Source organism: Mycobacterium sp. NGS61 (assembly GCF_059812325.1).
On record NZ_JCALCL010000001.1, the window covers coordinates 1 to 21,859 of the forward strand.

19 protein-coding genes are annotated in these 21,859 nt (G+C 67.3%); 5 read left to right on the forward strand and 14 right to left on the reverse strand.

Features of this window, described 5'->3' with window-relative positions; genetic code table 11:
* Positions 1-90 precede the first annotated feature (90 nt).
* The gene (locus tag AC5Y3Z_RS00005) at positions 91-828 is read left to right on the forward strand and encodes a dienelactone hydrolase family protein (RefSeq protein WP_473139918.1); all 738 of its coding nucleotides are present in this window, start codon (positions 91-93) and stop codon (positions 826-828) included.
* A gap of 3 nt (positions 829-831) precedes the next feature.
* Here the strand turns inward: AC5Y3Z_RS00005 and AC5Y3Z_RS00010 are convergent, their stop codons facing one another.
* The 3 genes from AC5Y3Z_RS00010 to AC5Y3Z_RS00020 are packed head-to-tail and all read right to left on the reverse strand — an operon-like array spanning position 832 to position 3,862.
* Positions 832-1,920, reverse strand: a complete 1,089-nt coding sequence (locus tag AC5Y3Z_RS00010) for an acyl-CoA dehydrogenase family protein (RefSeq protein WP_473139919.1) — start codon at positions 1,918-1,920, stop codon at positions 832-834.
* Positions 1,917-3,098 (reverse strand): acyl-CoA dehydrogenase family protein, encoded by a 1,182-nt coding sequence (locus AC5Y3Z_RS00015; protein WP_473139920.1) that lies wholly within the window; start codon positions 3,096-3,098, stop codon positions 1,917-1,919. The genes AC5Y3Z_RS00010 and AC5Y3Z_RS00015 overlap by 4 nt, the downstream gene beginning before the upstream one ends.
* Complete coding sequence (locus AC5Y3Z_RS00020) at positions 3,095-3,862, reverse strand: SDR family oxidoreductase (RefSeq protein WP_473139921.1); 768 nt, start codon at positions 3,860-3,862, stop codon at positions 3,095-3,097. Before AC5Y3Z_RS00020 ends, AC5Y3Z_RS00015 begins: the two co-directional genes overlap by 4 nt.
* A 102-nt stretch (positions 3,863-3,964) precedes the next feature.
* Here AC5Y3Z_RS00020 and AC5Y3Z_RS00025 point away from each other — a divergent pair, with 102 nt between their 5' ends.
* Positions 3,965-4,291: a PE-PGRS family protein gene (locus tag AC5Y3Z_RS00025; RefSeq protein WP_463827171.1), complete on the forward strand. Its 327-nt coding sequence runs from the start codon at positions 3,965-3,967 to the stop codon at positions 4,289-4,291.
* Between the two features lie 8 nt (positions 4,292-4,299).
* On the opposite strand, the gene AC5Y3Z_RS00030 is transcribed toward AC5Y3Z_RS00025, so the two are convergent.
* The 6 genes from AC5Y3Z_RS00030 to dapB all read right to left on the reverse strand — a co-directional run bounded on the left by AC5Y3Z_RS00030 (position 4,300) and on the right by dapB (position 12,219).
* Entirely contained in the window at positions 4,300-7,551 is a 3,252-nt protein-coding gene (locus tag AC5Y3Z_RS00030; protein ID WP_473139922.1) for an acetyl-CoA carboxylase family protein, read from the reverse strand.
* A 20-nt stretch (positions 7,552-7,571) separates the two neighbouring features.
* Positions 7,572-8,702: a PPE family protein gene (locus tag AC5Y3Z_RS00035; protein ID WP_473139923.1), complete on the reverse strand. Its 1,131-nt coding sequence runs from the start codon at positions 8,700-8,702 to the stop codon at positions 7,572-7,574.
* A 190-nt stretch (positions 8,703-8,892) separates the two neighbouring features.
* Positions 8,893-10,434 (reverse strand): class I adenylate-forming enzyme family protein, encoded by a 1,542-nt coding sequence (locus tag AC5Y3Z_RS00040; protein WP_473139996.1) that lies wholly within the window; start codon positions 10,432-10,434, stop codon positions 8,893-8,895.
* Between the two features lie 134 nt (positions 10,435-10,568).
* Positions 10,569-11,024, reverse strand: coding sequence for a flavodoxin family protein (locus AC5Y3Z_RS00045; RefSeq protein ID WP_473139924.1), 456 nt, complete (start codon positions 11,022-11,024; stop codon positions 10,569-10,571).
* Complete coding sequence (locus AC5Y3Z_RS00050) at positions 11,021-11,485, reverse strand: tetratricopeptide repeat protein (protein WP_473139925.1); 465 nt, start codon at positions 11,483-11,485, stop codon at positions 11,021-11,023. The genes AC5Y3Z_RS00045 and AC5Y3Z_RS00050 overlap by 4 nt, the downstream gene beginning before the upstream one ends.
* A complete protein-coding gene (gene dapB, locus AC5Y3Z_RS00055; protein ID WP_463826945.1) occupies positions 11,482-12,219 on the reverse strand; it encodes a 4-hydroxy-tetrahydrodipicolinate reductase in 738 nt (245 codons plus the stop codon). The genes AC5Y3Z_RS00050 and dapB overlap by 4 nt, the downstream gene beginning before the upstream one ends.
* Positions 12,220-12,399: 180 nt before the next feature.
* Here dapB and nhaA point away from each other — a divergent pair, with 180 nt between their 5' ends.
* Complete coding sequence (nhaA, locus tag AC5Y3Z_RS00060) at positions 12,400-13,740, forward strand: Na+/H+ antiporter NhaA (RefSeq protein ID WP_473139926.1); 1,341 nt, start codon at positions 12,400-12,402, stop codon at positions 13,738-13,740.
* Positions 13,741-13,793: 53 nt separating this feature from the next.
* On the forward strand, positions 13,794-15,524 hold the full coding sequence (locus tag AC5Y3Z_RS00065) for an alpha/beta fold hydrolase (protein WP_473139927.1): 1,731 nt from the start codon (positions 13,794-13,796) through the stop codon (positions 15,522-15,524).
* On the opposite strand, the gene AC5Y3Z_RS00070 is transcribed toward AC5Y3Z_RS00065, so the two are convergent.
* From AC5Y3Z_RS00070 to AC5Y3Z_RS00085, 4 genes are all read right to left on the reverse strand, one after another.
* Positions 15,521-16,603: a PDR/VanB family oxidoreductase gene (locus AC5Y3Z_RS00070; RefSeq protein ID WP_473139928.1), complete on the reverse strand. Its 1,083-nt coding sequence runs from the start codon at positions 16,601-16,603 to the stop codon at positions 15,521-15,523. The two genes, AC5Y3Z_RS00065 and AC5Y3Z_RS00070, sit on opposite strands and share 4 nt — an antisense overlap.
* Positions 16,604-16,607: 4 nt before the next feature.
* A complete protein-coding gene (locus tag AC5Y3Z_RS00075) occupies positions 16,608-18,164 on the reverse strand; it encodes an SDR family NAD(P)-dependent oxidoreductase (protein WP_473139929.1) in 1,557 nt (518 codons plus the stop codon).
* Positions 18,165-18,167: 3 nt separating this feature from the next.
* Positions 18,168-19,085, reverse strand: coding sequence for a metal-dependent hydrolase (locus tag AC5Y3Z_RS00080; protein ID WP_463826950.1), 918 nt, complete (start codon positions 19,083-19,085; stop codon positions 18,168-18,170).
* Positions 19,086-19,156: 71 nt separating this feature from the next.
* On the reverse strand, positions 19,157-19,618 hold the full coding sequence (locus AC5Y3Z_RS00085) for an SRPBCC family protein (protein ID WP_473139930.1): 462 nt from the start codon (positions 19,616-19,618) through the stop codon (positions 19,157-19,159).
* 88 nt (positions 19,619-19,706) lie between these two features.
* On the opposite strand from AC5Y3Z_RS00085, the gene ald reads away from it, so the two are divergent.
* Positions 19,707-20,840 (forward strand): alanine dehydrogenase, encoded by a 1,134-nt coding sequence (gene ald, locus AC5Y3Z_RS00090; protein ID WP_463826952.1) that lies wholly within the window; start codon positions 19,707-19,709, stop codon positions 20,838-20,840.
* Here ald and AC5Y3Z_RS00095 read toward each other — a convergent pair.
* Positions 20,828-21,856: a nitronate monooxygenase gene (locus AC5Y3Z_RS00095; protein WP_463826953.1), complete on the reverse strand. Its 1,029-nt coding sequence runs from the start codon at positions 21,854-21,856 to the stop codon at positions 20,828-20,830. The two genes, ald and AC5Y3Z_RS00095, sit on opposite strands and share 13 nt — an antisense overlap.
* Positions 21,857-21,859: the final 3 nt, after the last annotated feature.

A 21,859-nucleotide genomic window follows, 5' to 3' on the forward strand; every position in this document is an offset into this window, starting at 1 on the left:
GATGACGCGGCGATCGCAAGCGCGGCGAAGCCGGGCGCCGCGGGTCGACGCCATTGGATACGTGGAAGCGTCTGGAGTAGAACGGGAGCCATGCCGAAAATCACTGATAGCGTCACCACTCCCGACGGCACCTGTCCGGTGCGCTTCTTCACGCCCGACGGCACGGGCCCCTGGCCCGGCGTGATCATGTTCCCCGACGCTGGCGGTGTGCGCGACACCTTCGACGAGATGGCGGCCAAGCTGGCCGGATTCGGTTACGCCGTGCTGCTTCCCGACGTGTACTACCGCGAGGGTGACTGGGCCCCGTTCGACATGACGAGCGCCTTCGGCGACGCCGAGGAACGCGCCCGCATCATGTTCATGATCGGCACCTTGACGCCGGACCGGATCACCCGGGATGCCGGCGCCTACTTCGACTATCTGGCGAGCCGTCCCGAGGTCACCGGGGATCGCTTCGGCGTCTGCGGCTACTGCATGGGTGGCCGCATCTCGGTGCTGCTGGCCGGACGGCTGCCGGAGCGGGTGGCTGCGGCAGCATCGTTCCACGGCGGCGGTCTGGTGACGGACAACGAATACAGCCCGCACCTGCTGGCCGACCGGATGAACGCGGTGGTGTATGTGGGCGGCGCCGAGAAGGACCCGTCGTTCACCGCCGATCAGGCCGAACAGCTCGGCAAGGCACTGACGGCCGCGGGCGTGCGGCACACCATCGAGTGGTACCGGGCCGGCCACGGGTTCGCGGTACCCGACAATGGCCCCTATGACGTCGCCGCCGCCGATCGGCACTGGGCGGCGTTGAGGGAGACCTTCGAATCGGCGCTCAGTTAGCAGTCAGCTGACCGGCAGGTCGACCAGTTCGGCCAGGCGCGACCGGTGCCGGTACTCGGTGCCGAACGCCAACTGGTCGCTCTTGGCACGCTTGAGGTACAGGTGCGCGGGATACTCCCAGGTCATCCCGATGCCCCCGTGCAACTGCACGCACTCCTCGGCGGCATGCACGGCCGCGCCGCTGCAGAAGGCCTGCGCGACGGACGCCGCGACCGCCGAATCCTGATCACCGCGGGCGTTCGTGTCGGCAGCGTAGCGGGCTGCCGACGTCGCCGAGCTCACCTCGAACCACAGATCGGCCAACCGGTGCTTGATCGCCTGATACGACCCGATCGCACGACCGAACTGCTTGCGTTCCTTCACATATCGCAGTGTGGTGTCGAAACACCACTGCATCAGCCCGAGCTGCTCGGCGGCCAGCAACGCCACCCCCAGCTGTAACGCCGCGGTGATCGCATCCGCCCCCGCGCCGACCCGCCTGGACGCGGCACCGGAAAATCGCACGTCGGCAAGGGGTCTGGTCATGTCGAGGGCCAGCACCGGCGACACGTCGACGCCGGTCGCATCCCGCGAAACAGTATGCAGCTCAACGCCATCGACCCCGGCGACCGGCACCACAAGCACGTCGGCTTCAGCAGCGCCGGCGACAGTGTTGACCACGCCGCTCAGCCCGTCGGCGCCCGGCAACCCCGTGACCGCATCCCACGGCGCGGTGGTCAGCGGCACCACCAGTGCAGCAGTGACCTCGCCGCAGGCCAGCGCGGACACCGTCTCGGTGTCTCCGGCCGTCAACAGCGCCACCGTCGCGACTACCGCGCTGGACAGGAACGGCACCGGAGCGACGGCCCGGCCGATCTCCTCCATCACCACCGCGGCCTCGCGTGCGCCGGCACCCGCCCCACCGAGCGATTCCGGTACCAGCAGGCCCGCCACCCCAAGCTCCGCGGCCAGCGTGTGCCATACCGGTGAAAAGTCTTGCGGCGGAAAATCATAGGACTTGGTGACGGTTTCCGGCGGGCACCGCTCGGCGAACAACTGCCGAACGTTCTCGCGCAGTGCCTCCTCGGTGTCGGAATACAGCAGGTCTGTCATCGGGGGATGTCCTTCCAGGCGACGTCCTTGTCGACGCGGTGTTCCCCGGGCAGACCCAGTACCCGCTCGGAGACGGTGTTGCGCAGGATTTCCGACGTTCCGCCTTCGATCGAGTTGCCGCGAGCCCGCAGGTAGCGATATCCGGGGCCGCGGCCGGTCAGGTCGACCACTTCCGGGCGGCGCAGCGTCCAATCGTCGTAGCGCAGCCCGTGCTCACCGTGCAACTCGACTTCGAAACCCGAAATCGCTTGGGCCAGTTCGGCGAACATCACCTTCATGCCGGCGCCTTCGGGCCCGGGTTGCCCGGCGACCGCTTGCTGGCGCAGCCGTTCGCCGCTGAGCCGGAAGACTTCCGCGGCCACCCATAACCGCATCAGTTCGTCGTGCATTGCGGGGTTGCGTAGCCCGGGCCGGTCCCGCCAGGCCCCGGTGACCTTGCCGATATGACCGCCTTCGCGCGGCACCCCGGCCCGCGTGCCGATTGCGACGCGTTCGTTGTTCAGTGTGGTTGTGGCAACCCGCCATCCGCCCCCTACCGGACCCAGCCGGTTGGCGTCGGGCACCCGGGCGTCGGTGAGGAACACTTCATTGAACTCCGCCTCGCCGGTGATCTGCCGCAGCGGCCGGATCTCCACCCCCGGTTGCGTCACATCGCACAGAAAGTATGTCAGGCCAAGGTGTTTGGGAACGGTGGGGTCGGTGCGGGCGACCAGGATGGCCATGTGCGCATGCTGGGCCTGCGACGTCCACACCTTCTGTCCGTTGACAATCCATTCATCGCCGTCGCGTACCGCGCGGGTGGCCGCGGCGGCCAGGTCTGATCCCGCTCCCGGTTCACTGAACAACTGGCAGTAGATCTGCTCACCGGTGAACAACGGGCGCAGAAACTTTCGTTTCTGCTCGTCGGTACCGAACGCCGCGATGGTCGGCGCCGCCATCCCCATGCCGATGTAATTCTTCGGGGTGCCGCCCACCGGTGCGCCGGCCGCGGCCAGTTCCAGGTCGACCTTCTCCTGTGCGGCCCGGGGCAGGCCGAGCCCGCCGAAGCCCACCGGCAGGTGCACCCACGCCAGTCCGGCGTCGTATTGAGCGCCGAGGAATTCCCGCGTTTCGGTGCTGGCGGGAGGGTGCCGGTCGAGTAACTCCTGCACCCGTTGGGCCAGGTCCTCGCTGATCATCTGGCCTGAAATCCCTGCGCTGCGCCTAGCAGCAGACCACCGTCGATCACCATGGTCTCGCCGGTGATCCAGCTGGCGGCATCGGACACCAGGAACGCCACCGCAGCCGCGACGTCGTCTGGTTCACCGATCCTGCCCAGTGCGATGGAACTGGCCAGCGGATCTTCGTGGTCCTTCCACAGTGCCTCGGCGAGCTTGGTGCGCACCACGCCCGGACAGATCGCGTTGACCCGTACCCGCGGCGAAAGTTCAAGTGCCAGTTGCTTGGTCACGTGGATCAGTGCGGCTTTGGTGGCGTTGTACATGCCCATGGCCGGCGACTGATGCATGCCGCCGATCGAAGCGGTGTTCACGATTGCACCGCCGTGCTCACCCATCCCCGATTTGACGACGAGCGACGTCCACAACAACGGCGCCCACAGGTTGACGTCGAAGATCTTGCTGAACCGAGCGTGGTCCTGGTCGATCAGCGGTCCGTAGGCCGGGTTGGTACCGGCGTTGTTGATCAGGATGTCCACCCGGCCGAAACGCTCGAGCGTGAGATCGACGCACCGGCGCGCGGCGTCCTCGTCCACGGCGTGCGCGCCGACGCCCAGCGCAGTACCGGCGACCTCCGCTGCCGCCGCCTCGGCCGCTTCCTGCTTACGCGCGGTGAGGACGACGTTCGCGCCGGCCTCGGCGAGCTGTTGCGCGATCGCCAACCCGATGCCGCGGGAGGCGCCGGTGACGATAGCGGTGCGGCCGGTCAGGTCTGTTGAAGTCATGGTGGGAACGCCTTCTGTCGCTTGGAAGTAGGGTTGCGATCTGCGAGGTTTGAATTTGCGCACGCGTGGTATGCGAAACGCATGTTATCGAAATTCATTTCACTGAAACCACTGGTGGTGGCCGGGGCCGTCGCTACAGCGATCGCTGCGGCGCCACTGGCCTCCGCCGACGTTGTCGCGTCGGGGCCGGGCGCTCCCAGCACCGGCATCACCCACTTCATCCCGCTTGACCCCGGCGGCGGCGGTTGCGACCCGAACGGCAACTGCGGCTCCGGCGGCGTCAACGGCGGACCTGGTGGCGGTCCTGGCGGTCAGGGCTGCATTCCGGGCGTCGGCTGCGGCGAGGGTGGCCAGTTCTTCGGTCCGAACGGGATTCCCGGCGGCGAAGGCTGTCTGCCCGGTGTCGGCTGCGGCTCTGGACACGGCTAGACACATCCTCACCCTCGGTGGCCCGGGAGCCTGGTGATCCAGGCCCGGGTCGCCGCGGGATCGACGACGTCGTCCAGTTCGAACGTGGTGCCCGCACGCAACGCCTTGCCGTGTTCGTACGCGGCTGCGACGAGTTTGTCGAAGAGTGCCTGCCGCTCTGAGTCGTCAGCGGCGGCGGCGAGTTCCTTGCTGAAACCAAGTCGCACAGCACCTTCCAGCCCCATGCCGCCGATCTCCCCGGTCGGCCACGCGATCGTGAACTGCGGCGCGTGGAACGATCCGCCGGCCATGGCCATCGCACCCAGTCCGTAACCCTTGCGCAGGATGACCATGCCGAAGGGCACCGTCAACTGCGCGCCGACAATGAACATGCGGCCGAAACGGCGTACGGCAGCTTCCTTCTCTGCTTCCGGGCCCACCATGAATCCCGGTGTGTCGCACAGCGAAACGATCGGCAATCCGAACGCGTCGCACCTCGACAGAAAATCGCCGGCCTTATCGGCGGCTTCGGCGTCGATGGCACCGCCGAGGTGGTGGCTGCTGTTGGCGATCAGCCCGTATGCCACGCCCTCAACACGCACCAGTGCGGTGACGATGCCGACGCCGTACTCCGGCCGCAGTTCCAGCACCGACCCGACGTCCGCGATCGAATCGATCGCCCGGTGCACGTCGTAGGCACGTAGTCGGTTCTGCGGCACCACTTGCCGGGCAAGCCGAGGATCGGGCGCCTCCCAGTCGCGGACGTCACCCTGGAAGTACGACAGATAACGCTTGGCCAGCGACACGGCATGCGACTCGTCGCGGGCCACCAGACTGACCACGCCGTTGCGCCGCTGCACCTCGATAGGTCCGATCGCCTCCGGGGGGTAGACCCCGAGCCCGCCGCCCTCGATCATCGCCGGCCCGCCCATGCCGATGTTGGCATCCGGCGTAGCGATGATGACGTCACACACCCCGGCCAGCGCGGCGTTGCCGGCGAAGCAACGCCCGGACACGATCGACACCAGCGGGACGCGCCCGGACATCTCTGCAAGCACCCGGAACGTCGGCACATCCAGCCCGGCGTGCCCGCCTACGTCGGTGTCTCCGGGCCTGCCGCCGCCGCCTTCGGCGAACAGCCCCACCGGCAACAGTTTCCGGACTGCCAGGTCGAATACACGGTCGGTTTTGGCGTGATTGCGCATGCCTTGCGTCCCGGCGAGCACGGTGTAGTCGTAGGACACCACCACCACCTCAGCGGCCTCGCGCCCGAAGGTATCTGCGCCGATGGTTGCCAGGCCTGCCACCAGGCCGTCCGCCGGAGTGTTGGCGATCAAGTCCTCCTCGGTACGCCTGCTGCGCTGAGCGGCGATCGCCAGCGCACCGTACTCGATGAAACTGCCGGGATCGACCAGGTCGGCGATGTTCTCGCGGGCGGTCCGCCGGCCCTGCTTGTGCCGTTTGGCCACTGCCGCGTGGCGGGCCTCGTCCAGAGTCATCGCATGCCGCCGCCGCACCTCGTCGAGATCAGCCCGGGGGCGGTCGAGATCGACTGCGGCTGAGCTGGATCCCTTGTCCGCACCAGCTCCGGCGCCGGCGAAGACCACGAGCGGGTCGCCGGTGCCGACGACCTGACCCGGCGCAACCAGGCTGCGAACCGTCCGCAGCGACTGCGGCGCCACCAGCACGTGCTGCATCTTCATCGCTTCGAGCACCACCACCTGACCGCCTGCTGCCACGTCCGCTCCCTCGGGAACCACCTCGATCACCGTGCCGGCCAGTTGGGCACGCAACACTTCTTCACCCGGGTAGAGCTCGACATGGGTGTGCTGGTGCTGCTGGTGTGGCTTCACGGCGGCCGTCAGCTCGGGGAGCTTGTCGTCGAGCAGGCTCGTCGATGCCGTACCGGATTGAAACTGGCTGTCGGACATGAGTTCTCGTAGTAACTCGATGTTCGTGCCGACGCCTTCGATGCTGAACTCCGCCAACGCAGTGCGCGCCTTACGGACCGCGGCGGAAAACGACGAGCTCCGTACATGGGTGACGACCTTGGCGAGCAGCGAGTCATAGCTGGGGCTCAACACCAGGCCCGCGCGGCCGTAGGTATCCACCCGCACCCCTGGTCCGCTCGGCGGCGAGAATACGCTCAGGGTTCCGGTAGCCGGGAGGACGGAACCGTCGGCCCCGAAAGTCTCTGCGTTGACCCGGGTTTGAATTGCGATACCTGTCCGCGCCGCAGGCTCGCCGATCACTTCGATGCCATCCGAGCCGATTCCGGCCGGCAGACCCAGCTCGTAGAACGACGCGCCGCCGGCGATGGCCAACTGCACTGCGACCAGATCGACCCCGGTCACCTCCTCGGTGACGGTGTGCTCCACCTGGATCCGTGGGTTGACTTCGAGGAACACGAATTCATCACCGCTGAGCAGGAATTCGACGGTGGCCACACCACGTAGCCGCGCCCGCGCGCACAACCGGACCGCTGCCTCGTGCAGACTGCGCCGCAACTGGTCGGAGAGCTGTTGTGCAGGAGCGATTTCGATGAGCTTCTGAAAGCGCCGCTGGATGCTGCAATCCCGGTCACCCAGGGCCAGCGCACGCGTCTGGTGACCCATCGGCGCGGCAACGATCTGCACTTCGATGTGCCGTGCGGTGGGCAGCACCGCCTCGGCGAACAAGCTCGAATCGGCGAAGCCCAGCTGCGCCTCCGCGGCGCATTGCCGAAAGGCAGCGTCGATCTCATCGACGCTGTGTACCTTGCGCATGCCGCGGCCACCGCCTCCGGCCAGCGCCTTGATCATGATGTCGCCGTCCTGGGCCGCGAAGAATTCGCGGACGTCCTGGATGCTGCTCGGCCCGTCGGTAGCCGGAAGCACCGGCACGCCGGCATCGGTTGCGGCGGCGCGTGCCGATGACTTGTTGCCGACCAGGTCCAGCACCTCGGGGGCGGGCCCGACGAACGTGCGCCCCGCGGACGCGCAGGCGCGGGCGAAATCTGCGCTCTCGCTGAGGAATCCGTAACCGGGATGAATCAGTCGCGCACCACAGCGTGCTGCCGCGGCGAGGATCGACTCCCCGTCCAGGTAGGCGGATACCCCGTTGCCGGGCAAAGCGATTGCTTCGTCGGCGGCGTGCACGTGTGGACTGTCGGCGTCGTCGGCGGCATAAATTGCCACCGTCCGGATACCTAATTCGATTGCGGTGCGCACGATGCGCAGGGCGATTTCGCCGCGGTTGGCGATGAGCAGCGTCGTGTGGTCATCGCGCGGTGGTGGCCGCATGGGCCAAGCCTACGGACCGCTCAGAAGACACCCTGGGTGGGCATCACGATCGGCTTGACGCCGTACCGCGGCACTGACCCGCGGCCGGATCCGTGCGCGACTGCCACCATGCCGGGAGCTACCGACGGCTCTTCATCCTTGTCGCCAACCGTCCAGCCGGTGGCTTCCACGGCCGGGCGCTCGGTGGTCACCGGCGCGGCGACCGGCCAGTTCGCCGGCACCGACAATTCGCCGACGAGCAGGGCTTTGCCCAGGTGAGCCACCGGCGGCGCGCCCGCGTTCATGGAGCGCGTCAACGGCGCGGGCCGGATACCCGAATCGGCCGCGCCGGCAATGGTTTCGATCTCTTCCTCCTCGTCGCCGCCCATCGGCCAGCCGACACCGTAGTCCCAGTAGGTCGCTCGCTGATGGTTGAGCGATTCGACCCACCAGAGGTCGGCGCGATCGAATGCGACCAGCAGCTCCATCCAGTTCGAAGCCTCTGCCGCGCCGGGGGCCGCGAGACCGGTGACCGCCTCCGGACCGCTGGCGATCAGGCCACGGAGCTCCGCCGGACCGGTGGCGGCGGCCTGCCCCACCGCGGCGGACTGCGCAACGGCGGCGGCCTGGTTAGCGGCCCCGGCCGCATCGGCGACGGGCGCCGGGTCGGTGAGGGGATTCAGTTTGGCCGCCGCGGCCGAGCTAGCGGCGTAGCTGTACATCGCCGAAGCGTCCTGGGCCCACATTTCGCAGTAGCGAGCCTCGGTGGCGGCAATGGCCGCCACGTTGTGCCCGAAGGTGTCGGTCGCTACCAGTCGGGCAAGCAGCGCGCGGTTTGCGGCCACCTCGGCGGGTGGCACCGTCATGGCATATGCCTGCTCGAAGGCCGCCGCGGAGGCCATCGCCTGCGTCGCGGCGAAGGCCGCGCATTCCGAGGTGTAGGACAGCCACGCCACGTGGGGCTGCACTGCGGCCGCCATCAGCAGCGACGCAGTACCCGTCCACTCGTCGGTGATCAACCGGGTGATGACCGCATCGAAGGAGGATGCTGCCGCGTTCAACTCCGAAGCGATGCCGTTCCACGCGCCAGCGGCCGCGAGCAAGGGCGAAACGCCCGCGCCGGAGTACATGCGGGCGGAGTTGACCTCCGGCGGCAGCGCTCCAAAATCCACTAGGCAGGTCCCATCCCGGTCGAGGCCGCGGCCGTCGACACTCCCCCAGGCATCTACGTCAGCAACAATCTTCCGTCAGCGACAGTCTCGTCGCCGGACTGCGGCCCTAACTCATGGCAAATTCTAATGAACACAACGGTTGCCGTAATTACCTGGTGACGGGTATCATCCCGCCGTCTTTTCATGCGAGTCAGCGCAACGCCGGTCCCCACTGAACCTGCTCGCGGAGTCGACCTTTGAGCAGTTTGCCACCTGCATTGCGGGGCAGCGGCGTCGTTACGACGCAGACGTACTGCGGTATTTTGAAGTCGGCCAGCGAGTTGCGGCAGTGGTCGAGGACCGCGGCCACATCCACCTGTTCTCCGCACAGCACGGCACCGACCTTCTCGCCCATGACCTCGTCGGGCACCGCGAGCACACAGGCGTCCAGGACACCGGGCGCTCCCAGTAACGCCGCCTCGACCTCGACGCTGGAGATGTTCTCCCCACCGCGATTGACGATGTCCTTGAGCCGGTCGACGATGTGCACGCGGCCGGCGTCGTCAACTCGGACCACGTCGCCGGTGTGCAGCCAGCCGTCCACGACGGTGGCGGCGGTGGCCTCCGGGCGGTTCCAGTATCCGGCGGTGATGTTGGCGCCTCTCGTCACCAACTCGCCGACGAGACCACCCGGCTTGTCCTCGAGTGGGATCAGGCCCAGATCCACCGAGGGAACCGCATAACCGACCGAGTCCGCGTGCTCGATCGCCTCCTCGTGGGGCAGGACGGTCATCAGCGACGCACTCTCGGTCATGCCGTATCCGTTGAACACCCTGGCTTTTGGAAACGCCGACTTGACCGCCTGCACCAACGCGGGCGCGATCGGTGCGCCGCCGTAACCGGCCCAGCGCACACCGGACACATCCGTTGCGCCAAAGCTTTTGTACCGCAACAACAGCGAGTAGATGGCAGGGACGGTGACCAGGACCGATATCCGCTCGGCAGTCAGGGTGTCCATCAGCTGTTCGAGATTGAGAGCGGCCATGATCACCGCCGCCCCACCCAGCCGAGTCGCGGCCAGAAGCTGTGAGTTGCAACCTGTTACGTGAAACAGCGGCACCGAAATCAAGGTGCGCAGATCCGCACCGATGTCTCTGGGCTGTTGCAGGCATCGGACCGCATTCTCGGTGTTGGTCATAAATGCCTCGTGCGTGGTCGGTACCCCTTTGGGATGACCGGTGGTGCCCGAGGTGTAGAACAACGCGGCGACATCTGTGCTGGTGAGGTGTTCGGTCACATAGGGCGAGCCGTCAGGCAACGGTGCGTCCCCGGCAAGGTCGACATGGGCTCCGGCATCGGACAACACGAAGTCGACCTCCGGCTGGGCAGAGCGCGTATTGACGGCCACCGCAACGCCTCCGGCCATCACCGTGCCCCAGAACGCCAGCACCCACTTCACCCCCGCGGGATAACGCACCGCGACGCGCTCGCCTGGTTTCAGACCGCCCGCTCGCAGCCCGCCGGCTACCCGTGCCGCACGGTCCCACAGCTGGCGATAGGTCAACCGTTGCGAACCGAGTTCGATCACGGCTTCGCTGTCCGGGTGGGCGTCGACCTGCTCGGCGAGCATGTCCAACAGGGTGGCCGGGAGGTCGTCGTAGTGCGGGACGCCGCGCGCATCCACCGACACCCCCGTTCGCGGGAATGGGTTGTGGCTGCGCGGGATTTCGATGACGGGGGCAGTGGTGGGCATGCCCGGACCTCGCTCTCGGTGGTCCTGAATGTCGACGATCGCGGATTCCGCCATCATGCCCGAGGCATCCTCCGGTGTCGACGCCGACTCTCAGCCTCACAGCTACGCTGTGCTTGATTCTGTTGCAGCGCAGGCTATTCCATGAGTGTTGCTGCGACCGTGGCCCCAAGGTTCCAGCACGCTTCGAGGTCGGCCTTGGTCGGCTTGCCCGATACCAGCACATGGTCGGCGGCTTTCATCCAGCCCAGGCCGGCGGCGATGCCTTCGATGGCGCGTTCGGCGCCCTCCGTGCCTTCGTTGCCGTGCAGGTAGACCCCGAAAGGGCGGCCACGGGTGGAGTCGAGGAGCTGGTAATAGCTCTGGTCGAAGGCGTGCTTGAGAGCCCCCGAGATGTAACCGAGGTTGGCCGGGGTGCCCAACAGGTAGCCGTCGGCTTCGAGCATCTCGACCGGGGACGCCGTCAACGCCGGGCGCCGGATGACCTCGACGCCCTCGATCTCGGGGTCGGTCGCGCCGGCGACGACTGCTTCGAGCATTTCCTGGCAGTGCGGGGACGGAGTGTGATGGACGATCAACAGCTTCTTGCTCATCCTCGCGCCTCCAGCTGCACGGCGGTCTTCATCGCCTCGCGAGCTCTACGCCTGTCGCCCGCGTAGTCGTACGCCCGCGCCAGGCGATACCAGCGGCGCCAATCATCGGGGTCGTCTTCCACCTCGGAGCGCACGGTGGCGAACAGTGCGTCGGCGGCATCGCGCCGGATCCGTCCGGACGCTCGTCGCGGCAACGTGCTGACGTCGAGTTCCATTCCCTCGTAGGCTATTTGGCGGGCCAGCTTCTGGTGCGCAAACCCGGCCCGGAGCGTCGCGACCATCGCCCACAACCCGAGGAACGGCAGTACCAGCACCGCGAGTCCCAGACCCACGGCGGCCGGCCGACCCGACTGGATCATCACCACGGCGACGCGGCCGAGCATGACGAAGTACGCCAGCATCGCCACGCACAGGAAGGTGATGAGCAGCTGAATTCGTACCGTGCGGGCGGAGTCCGTCATTGCAGGTTGAGCAGCGACTCTATGCCTATGGTCAGGCCGGGGGTCTCCTGAATGCGTCGTACCGCCAACAGCACACCCGGCACGAAGGAGGTGCGATCGAGGCTGTCGTGGCGGATGGTCAGCGTCTCTCCCTCGGTGCCGAACAGCACCTCCTGGTGGGCGACCAGCCCGGCCAGCCGCACCGCATGAACCGGCACGCCGTCGACGTCTGCGCCACGCGCTCCGGGCAGGCTGGTGCTGGTGGCATCGGGGTTGGGCGGCATATCTTTTCGGGCCGCGGCAATCAGCTTGGCGGTGCGGGTCGCCGTGCCCGACGGGGCGTCGGCTTTGTGCGGGTGATGAAGTTCGATGACCTCGACCGAATCGAAGAACGGTGCGGCCTGCTGGGCGAAGTGCATGGACAGCACGGCCCCGATGGCAAAGTTGGGCGCGATCAGCACAGCGGTCCCGGGCTTGGCGGCCAGCCAGGACTCGACCTGGTCGATGCGCTCCGCAGTGAAGCCGGTGGTACCCACGACAGCGTGAATTCCGTTGTCGATCAGGAACTCCAGGTTCCCCATCACGACGTCGGGATGGGTGAAGTCAATGACGACCTCGGTGTTGCCGTCGGTCAACAGGCTCAGCGCGTCCTCCGCATCGACCGCTGCCGAGAGGGTCAGATCCGGTGCCGCCTCGACCGCCCGCACCATCGTCGCGCCGACTTTGCCTCGAGCTCCCAGTACGCCTACCCGCATGGTCTGCAGCCTACTGTTCGCCTGTCGGGGCTCTGACCGGTCGGTAGGGCTCCGTAGGCGCATCCTTGCGGCGGGGCTTCCTGTCGTAGTATTTGCCGCAAAGCACTAAGCGGTGTGCCGGGAAGTCTGGTCGGCGGTGTGAACGTGTTCGCGTGCCGCAGCCGAAGGATCGAGGTCACCGTGTCCGAAAGTGCATTCAAGCGTGCCACCTTGTTGCTCACCCGCGGGTCCTGGTCCGAGGCATCGCGGATCTCAGCGATCCTCCGCAAGGAAACGGTGGGTGGCGCGCTGCTGCTGGTCGCGTCCGCCATTGCGTTGGTCTTGGCCAACAGCCCCTGGGCGTCGGCCTACGATTCGCTCAAGAATCACCGACTGGGCGCCGATGTTCTCGGCCTTGATCTGAATGCGACGCTCGGAACCTGGGCGTCCCAGGGACTGCTCGCGATCTTCTTCTTTGTCGTGGGGTTGGAGCTCAAGCGCGAATTCGTTGCCGGAGACCTGCGCGACCCTGCGCGTGCCGCGTTGCCCATCGTGGCGGCGGTGGGCGGAATGGTTTTGCCCGCTGTGGTTTTCGTCGCCGTCACCGCCCACGTCGGCGCAGGTGTGACGAGGGGGTGGGCCATCCCGATAGCCACCGACATCGCTTTCGCTGTCGCGGTGCTGGCGGTTATCGGAACGCACCTGCCGTCGGCTCTGCGCAGCTTCCTGCTGACCTTGGCCGTCGTGGACGATTTGTTGGCGATCACCGTGATCGCGGTCTTCTACACCGACCAGATCCGCTTCTGGGCCCTGGTCACCGCTGCGGTGCCGTTGGCGCTGTTCGCCGTCTGCGTGCAGCGGCGGGTGCGTGCCTGGTGGGTGCTTATCCCACTCGCGCTGGCGACCTGGGCGCTCGTCCACGAATCCGGCGTACACGCCACCGTCGCCGGCGTCCTCCTGGGTCTGACCGTCCCGGTGGTTCGCAGCACCGATGCCGGCGGGCCCGAAGCCGGGCCGGGGCTGGCCGAACATTTCGAGCACCGCTTGCGTCCGTTGTCTGCGGGTTTCGCGGTGCCTGTCTTCGCGTTCTTCGCCGCGGGTGTGACGGTCGGCGGGGTCGACGGATTTCTCGACGCGCTCGCCGACCCGCTCACCATCGGCATCGTCGCCGGGCTGGTGATCGGCAAGACCTTCGGCGTCTTCGGCACCGCTCGCCTGGTAGCAGCAGCTACCCGGGCCACCCTCGATGCCGGGCTGCGGTGGGTCGACGTATTCGGCCTCGCGCTGCTGGCCGGGATCGGATTCACGGTGTCGTTACTGATGGGAGAACTCGCCTACGGCGCCGGCTCCAAGCGCGACGAACTCGTCAAGATCGGTGTCCTGAGCGGGTCGTTGATCGCAGCTACCGTCGCGGGGGTAGTGCTGAGGTTGCGCAACCGCCACTATCGGACACTGTGCGCGGAGGAAGAGCTGGACGCCGACCACGACGGGATACCCGATGTCTACACCCGGGGCCGAGGCGACGGGATCGGGCACCCGTAGCGCATCTCTAAGCTGAGGAATCGATGTCCAAATCCGACGGCGGAGGTGCGCGCGTGAGATCCAGCGACATCCGGATCCGCGAAGCAAGGCCGAAAGAATTCGCCAGGGTCGCTGCCATGCAATACCCGGTGTGGCGGCAGTCCTGGCGCGGGATCGTGGCGACGCACGTACTGGACATGCTCAGCACGCCCAAGATCTGGGTGGACATCACCTATCCGGTGACTCTGCGGCGTGGCGGCTGGCGGATGTGGGTCGTGGAGCTGCGGGGCCAACTGATCGGCATGGCGCTGTTCGGCCCGGACCTGAGCAGTCCCGAGCACATTCAGCTCGACGCGCTCTATGTCGCCGAACAGCACCAACGGCACGGTGTCGGTGGACTTGTGTTGGACAAGCTGACGCAGACCTTCCCGGACAACGACGTGATTCTGTGGTGTGCTGACCAGAACCGGTTGGCCCGCGACTTCTACGAGAAGAAGGGTTTCCAGCTCGACGGCCGCACCTACGGGATGATGCTGCTGCCCGGCGTGACCGTCCCACACGTCGGCTACCGCTTGTACCGCTCGGCACCGCCCGAAACCAGCGCCGAAACGTCTGTGCCCAGCGCCAGCCCGTCAGCGATCGCGTCCCTGATTACGCCCCGAACAAGCAACCCGATACAGCCGTATGTCATCGACGTGCCCGACTCCGAATTGGACGACCTGCGCCACCGGCTGGCCCGCACCCGCTGGCCGGCCGAAATCGCCGATGCTCATTGGGATTACGGCACCGACCAGGTATTCCTCAGGGACGTGATCGAGCATTGGCTGCACCGTTACGACTGGCGGCGCACCGAAGCCGAGATCAACGCGGTGGGATCGTTCATCACCGAGGCGGCCGGTCAGCGCGTGCACTTCCTGCACGCGAAGTCCGAACACCCGCATGCGATCCCGCTGGTGGTGACGCACGGCTGGCCGGGATCGATCGTCGAGTTTCTGGACGCTCTACCGTTGCTGCGGCGGCGTTTTCACGTCGTTGTCGTGTCGATGCCCGGGTACGGGTTCTCCGGGCCGACGCGGCAACGGGGAGTCGACGTCGCCCGCGTCGCCGCCGCCGTTGCCGAGGTGATGGCCCAACTCGGGTACGAACGCTATGTCGCCCAGGGTGGGGACTGGGGCGCGCTGGTCACCCGCTATCTCGGTGAGCACTACCCGCCGCATGTCGCAGCGATCCACACCAACATGTTGTTCGCACCGCCGGATCAGAACGATCCGAAACTGTTGGCCGACATCTCCGAATCCGAACTCGCCGCGATTGCGGCCAGTATGGAGCGCACCACGGATGGCACCGCCTACCTGGAATTGCAGTCCACGCGGCCACATTCGCTGGGGTTCGGGTTGGACGATTCACCGGTGGGCCTGGCGGGTTGGATACTCGAGAAGTTCCACGCGTGGTGTGACATCACAGCCGGCATGCCGATCAGCACCGACCGGCTGATCGACAACCTGATGATGTACTGGCTGACCGGCACTGCGACGTCGGCGGCGCGCCTCTACTGCGAATCGCGACGGGCCGGCACCGGCGCGCTGGACGAGTGGACCGGCCGGGTCGACGTGCCCACCGGATACGCCGTCTACCCCGGCGAACTGCTGCAGACACCGCGGGCCTGGGCGGCTGCCCGTTACAACCTGGTGCACTATGCGGTCCAAGACCGGGGTGGTCACTTCGCAGCGTTCGAACAGCCCGCACTGTTCGCCGCCGATCTGACGCAGTTCGCCGACACCCTCGAGCAGACGTCGGTCTTCTAGACGTCGACGACGACCCGGTCTCCCCGCGACCGCGACACGCATACGAGCATCTCGCCGTCACCTTCCGCGGTGCGGCCGCGCCGATCTACCTTTCCGGCAAGCACTTTGACTTTGCAGGTGCCGCAGAAGCCCTGCTGACAGGAATAGGCAGTGGTGGGATCGTGGTCGAGCAGGACATCGAGCGCCGAACGGTTCGCCGGAATGTTCAGTACGTCCCCGGATCGGGCGAGTTCGAGCTCGAACGGAGCACCGTCGACGATCGGCGGCGGACTGAACCGCTCGTAATGCAGTGGTGCATCGGCATATTCGTTGCGGGCCACCCGGACCGCCTCGAGCATGGCGGCCGGTCCGCAGACGTACACCGCGGTTCTCCGACCGGCACCGGCCAGCAGATCGTCGACCGGCGCGAAACCGCCGCGCTCGTCGTCGGCCCACACCGTCACGCGTTCCGGCGCCACCGCCACCACCTCGTCCAGCAACGGCATGTATTCCCGACTACGGCCGGTATAGATTGCGCGCCAATCGATTCCGCGTTGCTGCGCGACCCGCATCATCGGCAGGATAGGCGTGACGCCGATGCCGCCGATCACGAACAGCACATCGCGCTCGGACGCACCGAGATAGAACGCGTTGCGAGGTCCTTCGAACACCAGCGTGTCACCGACATCGAAGGCGTCGTGCATCTCGATCGAACCGCCGCCACCGTCCTCGATGCGGCGCACCGCGATGCGGTAGTCCGTACGCCGCCCGGGCGGACCGCACAGCGAATATTGCCGACGCCGCCCCGAGGGCAGCTGAACGTCGACATGTCCACCCGGCGTCCAGGACGGCAACAGTCCCCCGTCCGGGTCAGCCAGCGTCAGGGCCACCACGTCCGGCGCCACGAGTTCGCGTCCAGTCACCGTCGCACGGTGCGTCCGGCGCACCGGCAACACCCGCGACGGCGTCCACCGCGAGGTCGCCGACAACCCGCCCATCACGGTGCGCAGTCCCCACAACACCGTCAGGAAGCGGTCCCGGTCCCGGCGACCGTACAGGTCGGCGGGTCTGCTCGTCCAAATACTCCCCGGCATTGTCATAGTCCTATTTCTGCGTTCTGACGCTGATGCGGCGCATCGCGTGACCGAGTCTGGACTCGGCGGCGACGGGCACCACCGGCGCACCGGTCCGGACGGCCTTGACAATTGCCTTGGCGCTCTTGGCAATGTCGGCGCTGGCGGTGCCCAGGCGGACGACTGTGACGGTGATGCCCTCCTCAGCGAATTCGGCGCGCAGGGATTTGCTGTCGTTCAGCACCGCAGCCGTGGTGGTGCTGGGGCTGATGGATGTCGAGGGCAGGTATGCCGCGTCCGCGGCGACATTGATGATCGTGCCGCCCTCGCCGCGTTCAACCATCTGGGCACCGAACGCCCGGCTGGTTCCCCACCAGCCCGCCCTGCCGATTTCGGCGTTATTCACCAGGATGTCGATCACCCCGTGCTCGTCGCGCACTCGTGCGGCGAGGTCGTTGATCGCGTCGTCGTCGGTGCTGTCGACCCGGTGTACCGCAACCGCAGCACACGCCGCGCGGACGGCGTCTGCAGTCTCATTGGCAGCGGCCAGGTCTGGATCGACGATCACCACCGCGCGGGCACCGTGGCGCGCCAACTCCACCGCAGCGGCCCGGCCGAGGCCCGCGCCCGCCCCGGTGACCAATGCCAGTTTGCCGCGCACCTCCCGCGGGCCGCCGCGGACCACTGAGGCGCCGCGCGGCGAGTCACCCTCCACCGCCTGGTCGATCCACTCGCCCGTCAGTCGGGCCACGACATCGGGCCGCGAGGTGACCACCCAGTGGCCGCCTTGAATCGGAATCACCCTGCCGCCCTGCGGAATCGCACCGATGTACCGCTGCAGGGGCGGCTTGATGAAAACGTCCTTTCCCGGTACCAGCACCTGGACGGCGACCTCGATTTCCGGCAGTCCGTCGCCCGGCGACACCAGCGGTCCGGGCAGGTTCTCCCGGTAGAGACTCAGCCCGTTGACGTAGTCGCCGATCGCACGCGGCGGGCGGACGCGCCGGCTCAGGGTGCTCGTCTGGCCGATACGCTCCGCAGCCTCAACGACTTTCACGCCGAGCCCGGAACGGAACGCCAACTCCGGTACCCGCGGGCACAGCAGCAGTCCCAGGTACCCCGAGGACATCACCTGCCCGGCAACCTCGGCGGCGGACCGCGGTGTGCGCACCGATCTGAGAAACCGGCCGGCAGCCGGTAGGTGCGGCCCCGATATCGAGGTGAACGAGGCGATCTTGCGTGCCAGACGCCGGTCGCTGACCGCGGCCCAACCCTGAACCGATCCCCAGTCGTGCGCGAGCAGGTGCACCTGCCCGACACCGAGGCTGTCGATCACCGAGTCCAGGTCGGTCACCAACTGTTCCAGCGCGTACCCGGATCTGCTTGCCGGACAACCTGATTCGCCGGCACCACGCACATCGTAGGCAGCGACGTTGTACCGCGGCACCAGCTTTTCGGCCACGCCGTCCCAGATCCGGTGGTTGTCGGGATAACCGTGCACGGCCAGCACGGACGGGCGTCCCGGGTCGAATTCGCTGTACCGGTGAACCGCCAGGGGGACCCCGTCGGACGCGGCGACAATGCTCATCGGTCAGTGCGAGGCGCGGGCCGCCGGCGACACCGCAAGATATTCGACGGCACGCTCCAGCCCGCCCAGTTCCGACGGATGGAAGCCCGGACGGTAGTACGAGCCGACCGCCCGGATCAGCGGTAGCGGTCCCGGCACCAGTCCGCGACGCGCGGCCTTCAGGTAGTCCCGCCAGCGCGCCCGGGTGCCCGGTGGCACGCACGGGTCGACTGAGAACATGAACCGCACGCCGCGGATCCACAACAGCAGCAACACCGGCGCGACCACCAGCTGGGCGCGTACCTGCCGCCAGTACCCGGACCGCAGGTGCTTCATGGTGTCGAAAGCCACGGCTTTGTGCTCGACTTCCTCGGCACCGTGCCAGCGCAGCATGTCCAACATCACCGGATCGGCGCCGGCGGCGTCGAGTGCAGGCGAATCGAGCACCCACTCGCCCAGGACGGCGGTGTAGTGCTCCACCGCGGCGATCATCGCCACCTGCTCGAGCAGCCAGGAATGCCGCCGCCGTTCGCTCCGGTAGGACCGTTCGCCGAGCAGCCGCTGGAACAGCCAGCGGATCTGGTTGGTGAACGGTGTGAGGTCGATGCCCTGGGCGTCGAAATGGGCGAGCACGCCGGAGTGCGCCTGGGAGTGCATGGCCTCCTGGCCGATGAATCCCTGGATGTCCAGCCGCAGTTGGTCGTCGCGGATCAGCGGCAAGGTCTTCTTGAAGACCTCGACGAAGAACTCTTCCCCGGCCGGCAGCAGCAGGTGCAGGACATTGAGCACATGGGTGGCCATCGGCTCATTGGGCACGTAGTGAAACGGCAGCTCCGTCCAGTCGAACTCGACGTTGCGTGCTTCGAGGACCAGTCGTTCGTGGTCGGCGGCGGTCGAATCCGTCGAGTGCGGACCCACTGCCCTGTCGTCGACTGTGCTCATCAAGGCCCCCTCGCCTCGGCTTTTCCCGGATCAGTCTAGCCACGAGAGCACAGTATGCGATACCCGCGGTACTACCTTTTTTCGGCCCGCTGCTTGAGCCGCTGCAGCGTCAACTCGATGTTTTTGGTGTTCTCCGCGGCCCGGTCGGATACCCCGGTGGCGAGGCCGGCGATCTTGCGGAACCAGCCCGGCCGCCGGTCCCAGGTACTTTCCGTCACACGGCACCCGCCGCCGGTCGGGACCAGCTCGTACTGCCAGCGGGCGATGGGAATGACCGTGTGCCGCACGTCGAAGGCGAACAGGTGTCCGGGCTCGGCGTCGGTGACGGTGCACTTGGTGGCCCAGCGCTTGCCGCTGTTCTCGTTGTGCCCGACGAACACCGCGCCCTTGCTGATCCCGTCGCCCTTGCGCAACTCCATCTCGACCGTTTCCTCGGCCAGCGCGGCCAGCGTCGACAGGTCGGTGAGCAGGCCGTACACCTCGTCCGGGGTGGCGTTGATCTGCACGGTGGCGGTCGCGGAGGGGGCAGTCATCCGCTGATCTTAACCAGCGCCCGGTCGGCGTCCGCCGGCGTTGTCGGGAACAATGAAGTACCCACACCAGGCTCGGCAGGAGGCGATCATGCGAGTCGGAGTTCCGACCGAGACCAAGAACAACGAATTCCGGGTGGCTATCACCCCGGCCGGGGTCGCGGCGTTGACCCAGCGCGGCCACGAGGTCCTGGTCCAGACCGGCGCCGGGGAAGGTTCGGCGATCTCCGACGAGAAATTCACGGCGGCGGGTGCACAACTCGCCGACACCGCCGCGCAGGTGTGGGCCGAAGCGGACCTGGTGCTCAAGGTCAAGGAACCGTTGCCGGCCGAGTACGGTCACCTGCGCGCGGATCAGACCCTTTTCACCTACCTGCACCTGGCCGCATCGCGCTCGTGCACCGACGCGTTGTTGAAGGCCGGCACGACGTCGATCGCCTACGAGACCGTGCAGACCGCCGACGGCGCCCTGCCGTTGCTGGCCCCGATGAGTGAGGTCGCGGGCCGGCTTTCGGCGCAGGTCGGCGCCTACCACCTGATGCGGACGCAGGGCGGCCGCGGCGCGTTGATGGGCGGGGTGCCGGGAGTGAAGCCGGCAGACATCGTGGTGATCGGCGGCGGCACCGCTGGGTACAACGCCGCCCGGGTCGCCTGCGGTATGGGCGCGTCGGTCATGGTCCTGGACGTCAGTCTGGGCAAGCTTCGGCTGCTTGATGCGGAGTTCGCCGGCCGCATCGGCACCCGCTACTCATCGACCTACGAGTTGGTGGGGGCGGTCAAACGTGCCGACCTGGTGATCGGCGCAGTGCTGGTGCCCGGCGCGAAGGCGCCCAGCTTGATCCCCAATTCGCTTGTGGCGCAGATGAAGCCGGGAGCGGTGCTGGTCGACATCTCGATCGACCAGGGTGGTTGCTTCGAGGATTCGCGGCCCACGACCCACGACGAGCCGACATTCGCCGTGCACGAGACGCTGTTCTACTGCGTGGCCAACATGCCCAGCGCGGTGCCCAAGACGTCGACCTATGCGTTGACGAACGCGACGATGCCCTACGTGCTCAAGATTGCCGACCTGGGCTGGCATGCGGCGTGCCGCTCGGATCCGGCGCTCGCCAAAGGGCTTTCGACGCACGCGGGCGCCCTGCTGGCCGACCATGTGGCCGACGACCTGGACCTGCCCTACACCGACCCCTCCGGTTTGCTGGCCCGCGACGATCAGCGCACGTAGGGCGCCAGCGCGGTGACGATGTCGCCGGCCGGGCCGGGCTGCACTTCCCGGTAGGCCTCCCCCGCCCACAGGTTGGTGCCGTGCGGATCCTCTTCCTGGATCGCCGCCGCGCGGATCGGCTTGGTCATCTGATTGACCTCGGGATAGCCCAGCGGCGCCACGTGATCGAGCAACCGGGTGAAGTTGTTGGCCAACCCCCGGGCGTAGCGACCGGAGAACGCGCGGGTGACGACGGTGGCGTCGAACAACGGATTCTTCAGTGCGACACGGTAAGCGGGATGGGTGCCGGCTTCGTCGGCCAGCAGCAGCGCGGTGCCGACCTGAGCGGCCACCGCGCCCCGGCGCAACGCCGCGGCGATGTCTTCCACGGTGCCCAACCCACCCGCGGCGATCAACGGCACCTCGTGCGCGGCGCCGATCTGCTCCAACAGCTGGTGCAGCGACTCGGAACCGGGTTCCATGTCCGGCGCGAACGTGCCGCGGTGCCCGCCCGCGGCGGGCCCCTGGACCACCAGGTTGTCCGCGCCGGCGGCAACGGCTACCCCCGCCTCGTACACCGAGGTCACCGTGACCGACACCAGCAGTCCCAGCGCACTGAACCGGCGGATCACGTCCGGTGGCGGAGCGCCGAAGGTGAACGACACCAGCTCCGGGCGCACGTCGGCGATCACTTCGAGTTTGCGGTCCCAGTCGTCGTCGTCGCCGTGCACGGGCCGACCCACGTCCACGCGGTAGTGGTCGGCGACCTCTTCGAGATCTTCGGCGTAGTACTCCAGCGCCGCCCAGTCGGCGACGCTCGGTTGGGGCACGAACAGGTTGGCCCCGATCGGACCGGTGGTCGCGGCGCGCGCTGCGGAGATGTCCGCGGCGAACTGGTCCGCACTGAGGTAGCCACCGGCGACCATGCCGAGGCCGCCCGCATTGGACACCGCCGCCGCCAGCGCCGGCGTTCCCGGGCCACCCGCCATCGGCGCACCCACGATGGGCGCTGCGATGTCCCAGAAACCCAGTACCATCGG

What these genes read in the sequence shown, in the direction of transcription:
- AC5Y3Z_RS00050 (WP_473139925.1), bottom strand. Translation starts at nt 11,485, where the DNA reads ATGACGGACTCCGCCCGCACGGTACGAATTCAGCTGCTCATCACCTTC.
- ald (WP_463826952.1), top strand. Translation starts at nt 19,707, where the DNA reads ATGCGAGTCGGAGTTCCGACCGAGACCAAGAACAACGAATTCCGGGTG.
- AC5Y3Z_RS00030 (WP_473139922.1), bottom strand. Translation starts at nt 7,551, where the DNA reads ATGCGGCCACCACCGCGCGATGACCACACGACGCTGCTCATCGCCAAC.
- AC5Y3Z_RS00070 (WP_473139928.1), bottom strand. Translation starts at nt 16,603, where the DNA reads ATGACAATGCCGGGGAGTATTTGGACGAGCAGACCCGCCGACCTGTAC.
- AC5Y3Z_RS00080 (WP_463826950.1), bottom strand. Translation starts at nt 19,085, where the DNA reads ATGAGCACAGTCGACGACAGGGCAGTGGGTCCGCACTCGACGGATTCG.
- AC5Y3Z_RS00005 (WP_473139918.1), top strand. Translation starts at nt 91, where the DNA reads ATGCCGAAAATCACTGATAGCGTCACCACTCCCGACGGCACCTGTCCG.
- AC5Y3Z_RS00015 (WP_473139920.1), bottom strand. Translation starts at nt 3,098, where the DNA reads ATGATCAGCGAGGACCTGGCCCAACGGGTGCAGGAGTTACTCGACCGG.
- AC5Y3Z_RS00040 (WP_473139996.1), bottom strand. Translation starts at nt 10,434, where the DNA reads ATGCCCACCACTGCCCCCGTCATCGAAATCCCGCGCAGCCACAACCCA.
- AC5Y3Z_RS00075 (WP_473139929.1), bottom strand. Translation starts at nt 18,164, where the DNA reads ATGAGCATTGTCGCCGCGTCCGACGGGGTCCCCCTGGCGGTTCACCGG.
- AC5Y3Z_RS00020 (WP_473139921.1), bottom strand. Translation starts at nt 3,862, where the DNA reads ATGACTTCAACAGACCTGACCGGCCGCACCGCTATCGTCACCGGCGCC.
- AC5Y3Z_RS00085 (WP_473139930.1), bottom strand. Translation starts at nt 19,618, where the DNA reads ATGACTGCCCCCTCCGCGACCGCCACCGTGCAGATCAACGCCACCCCG.
- AC5Y3Z_RS00010 (WP_473139919.1), bottom strand. Translation starts at nt 1,920, where the DNA reads ATGACAGACCTGCTGTATTCCGACACCGAGGAGGCACTGCGCGAGAAC.
- dapB (WP_463826945.1), bottom strand. Translation starts at nt 12,219, where the DNA reads ATGCGGGTAGGCGTACTGGGAGCTCGAGGCAAAGTCGGCGCGACGATG.
- AC5Y3Z_RS00095 (WP_463826953.1), bottom strand. Translation starts at nt 21,856, where the DNA reads ATGGTACTGGGTTTCTGGGACATCGCAGCGCCCATCGTGGGTGCGCCG.
- AC5Y3Z_RS00045 (WP_473139924.1), bottom strand. Translation starts at nt 11,024, where the DNA reads ATGAGCAAGAAGCTGTTGATCGTCCATCACACTCCGTCCCCGCACTGC.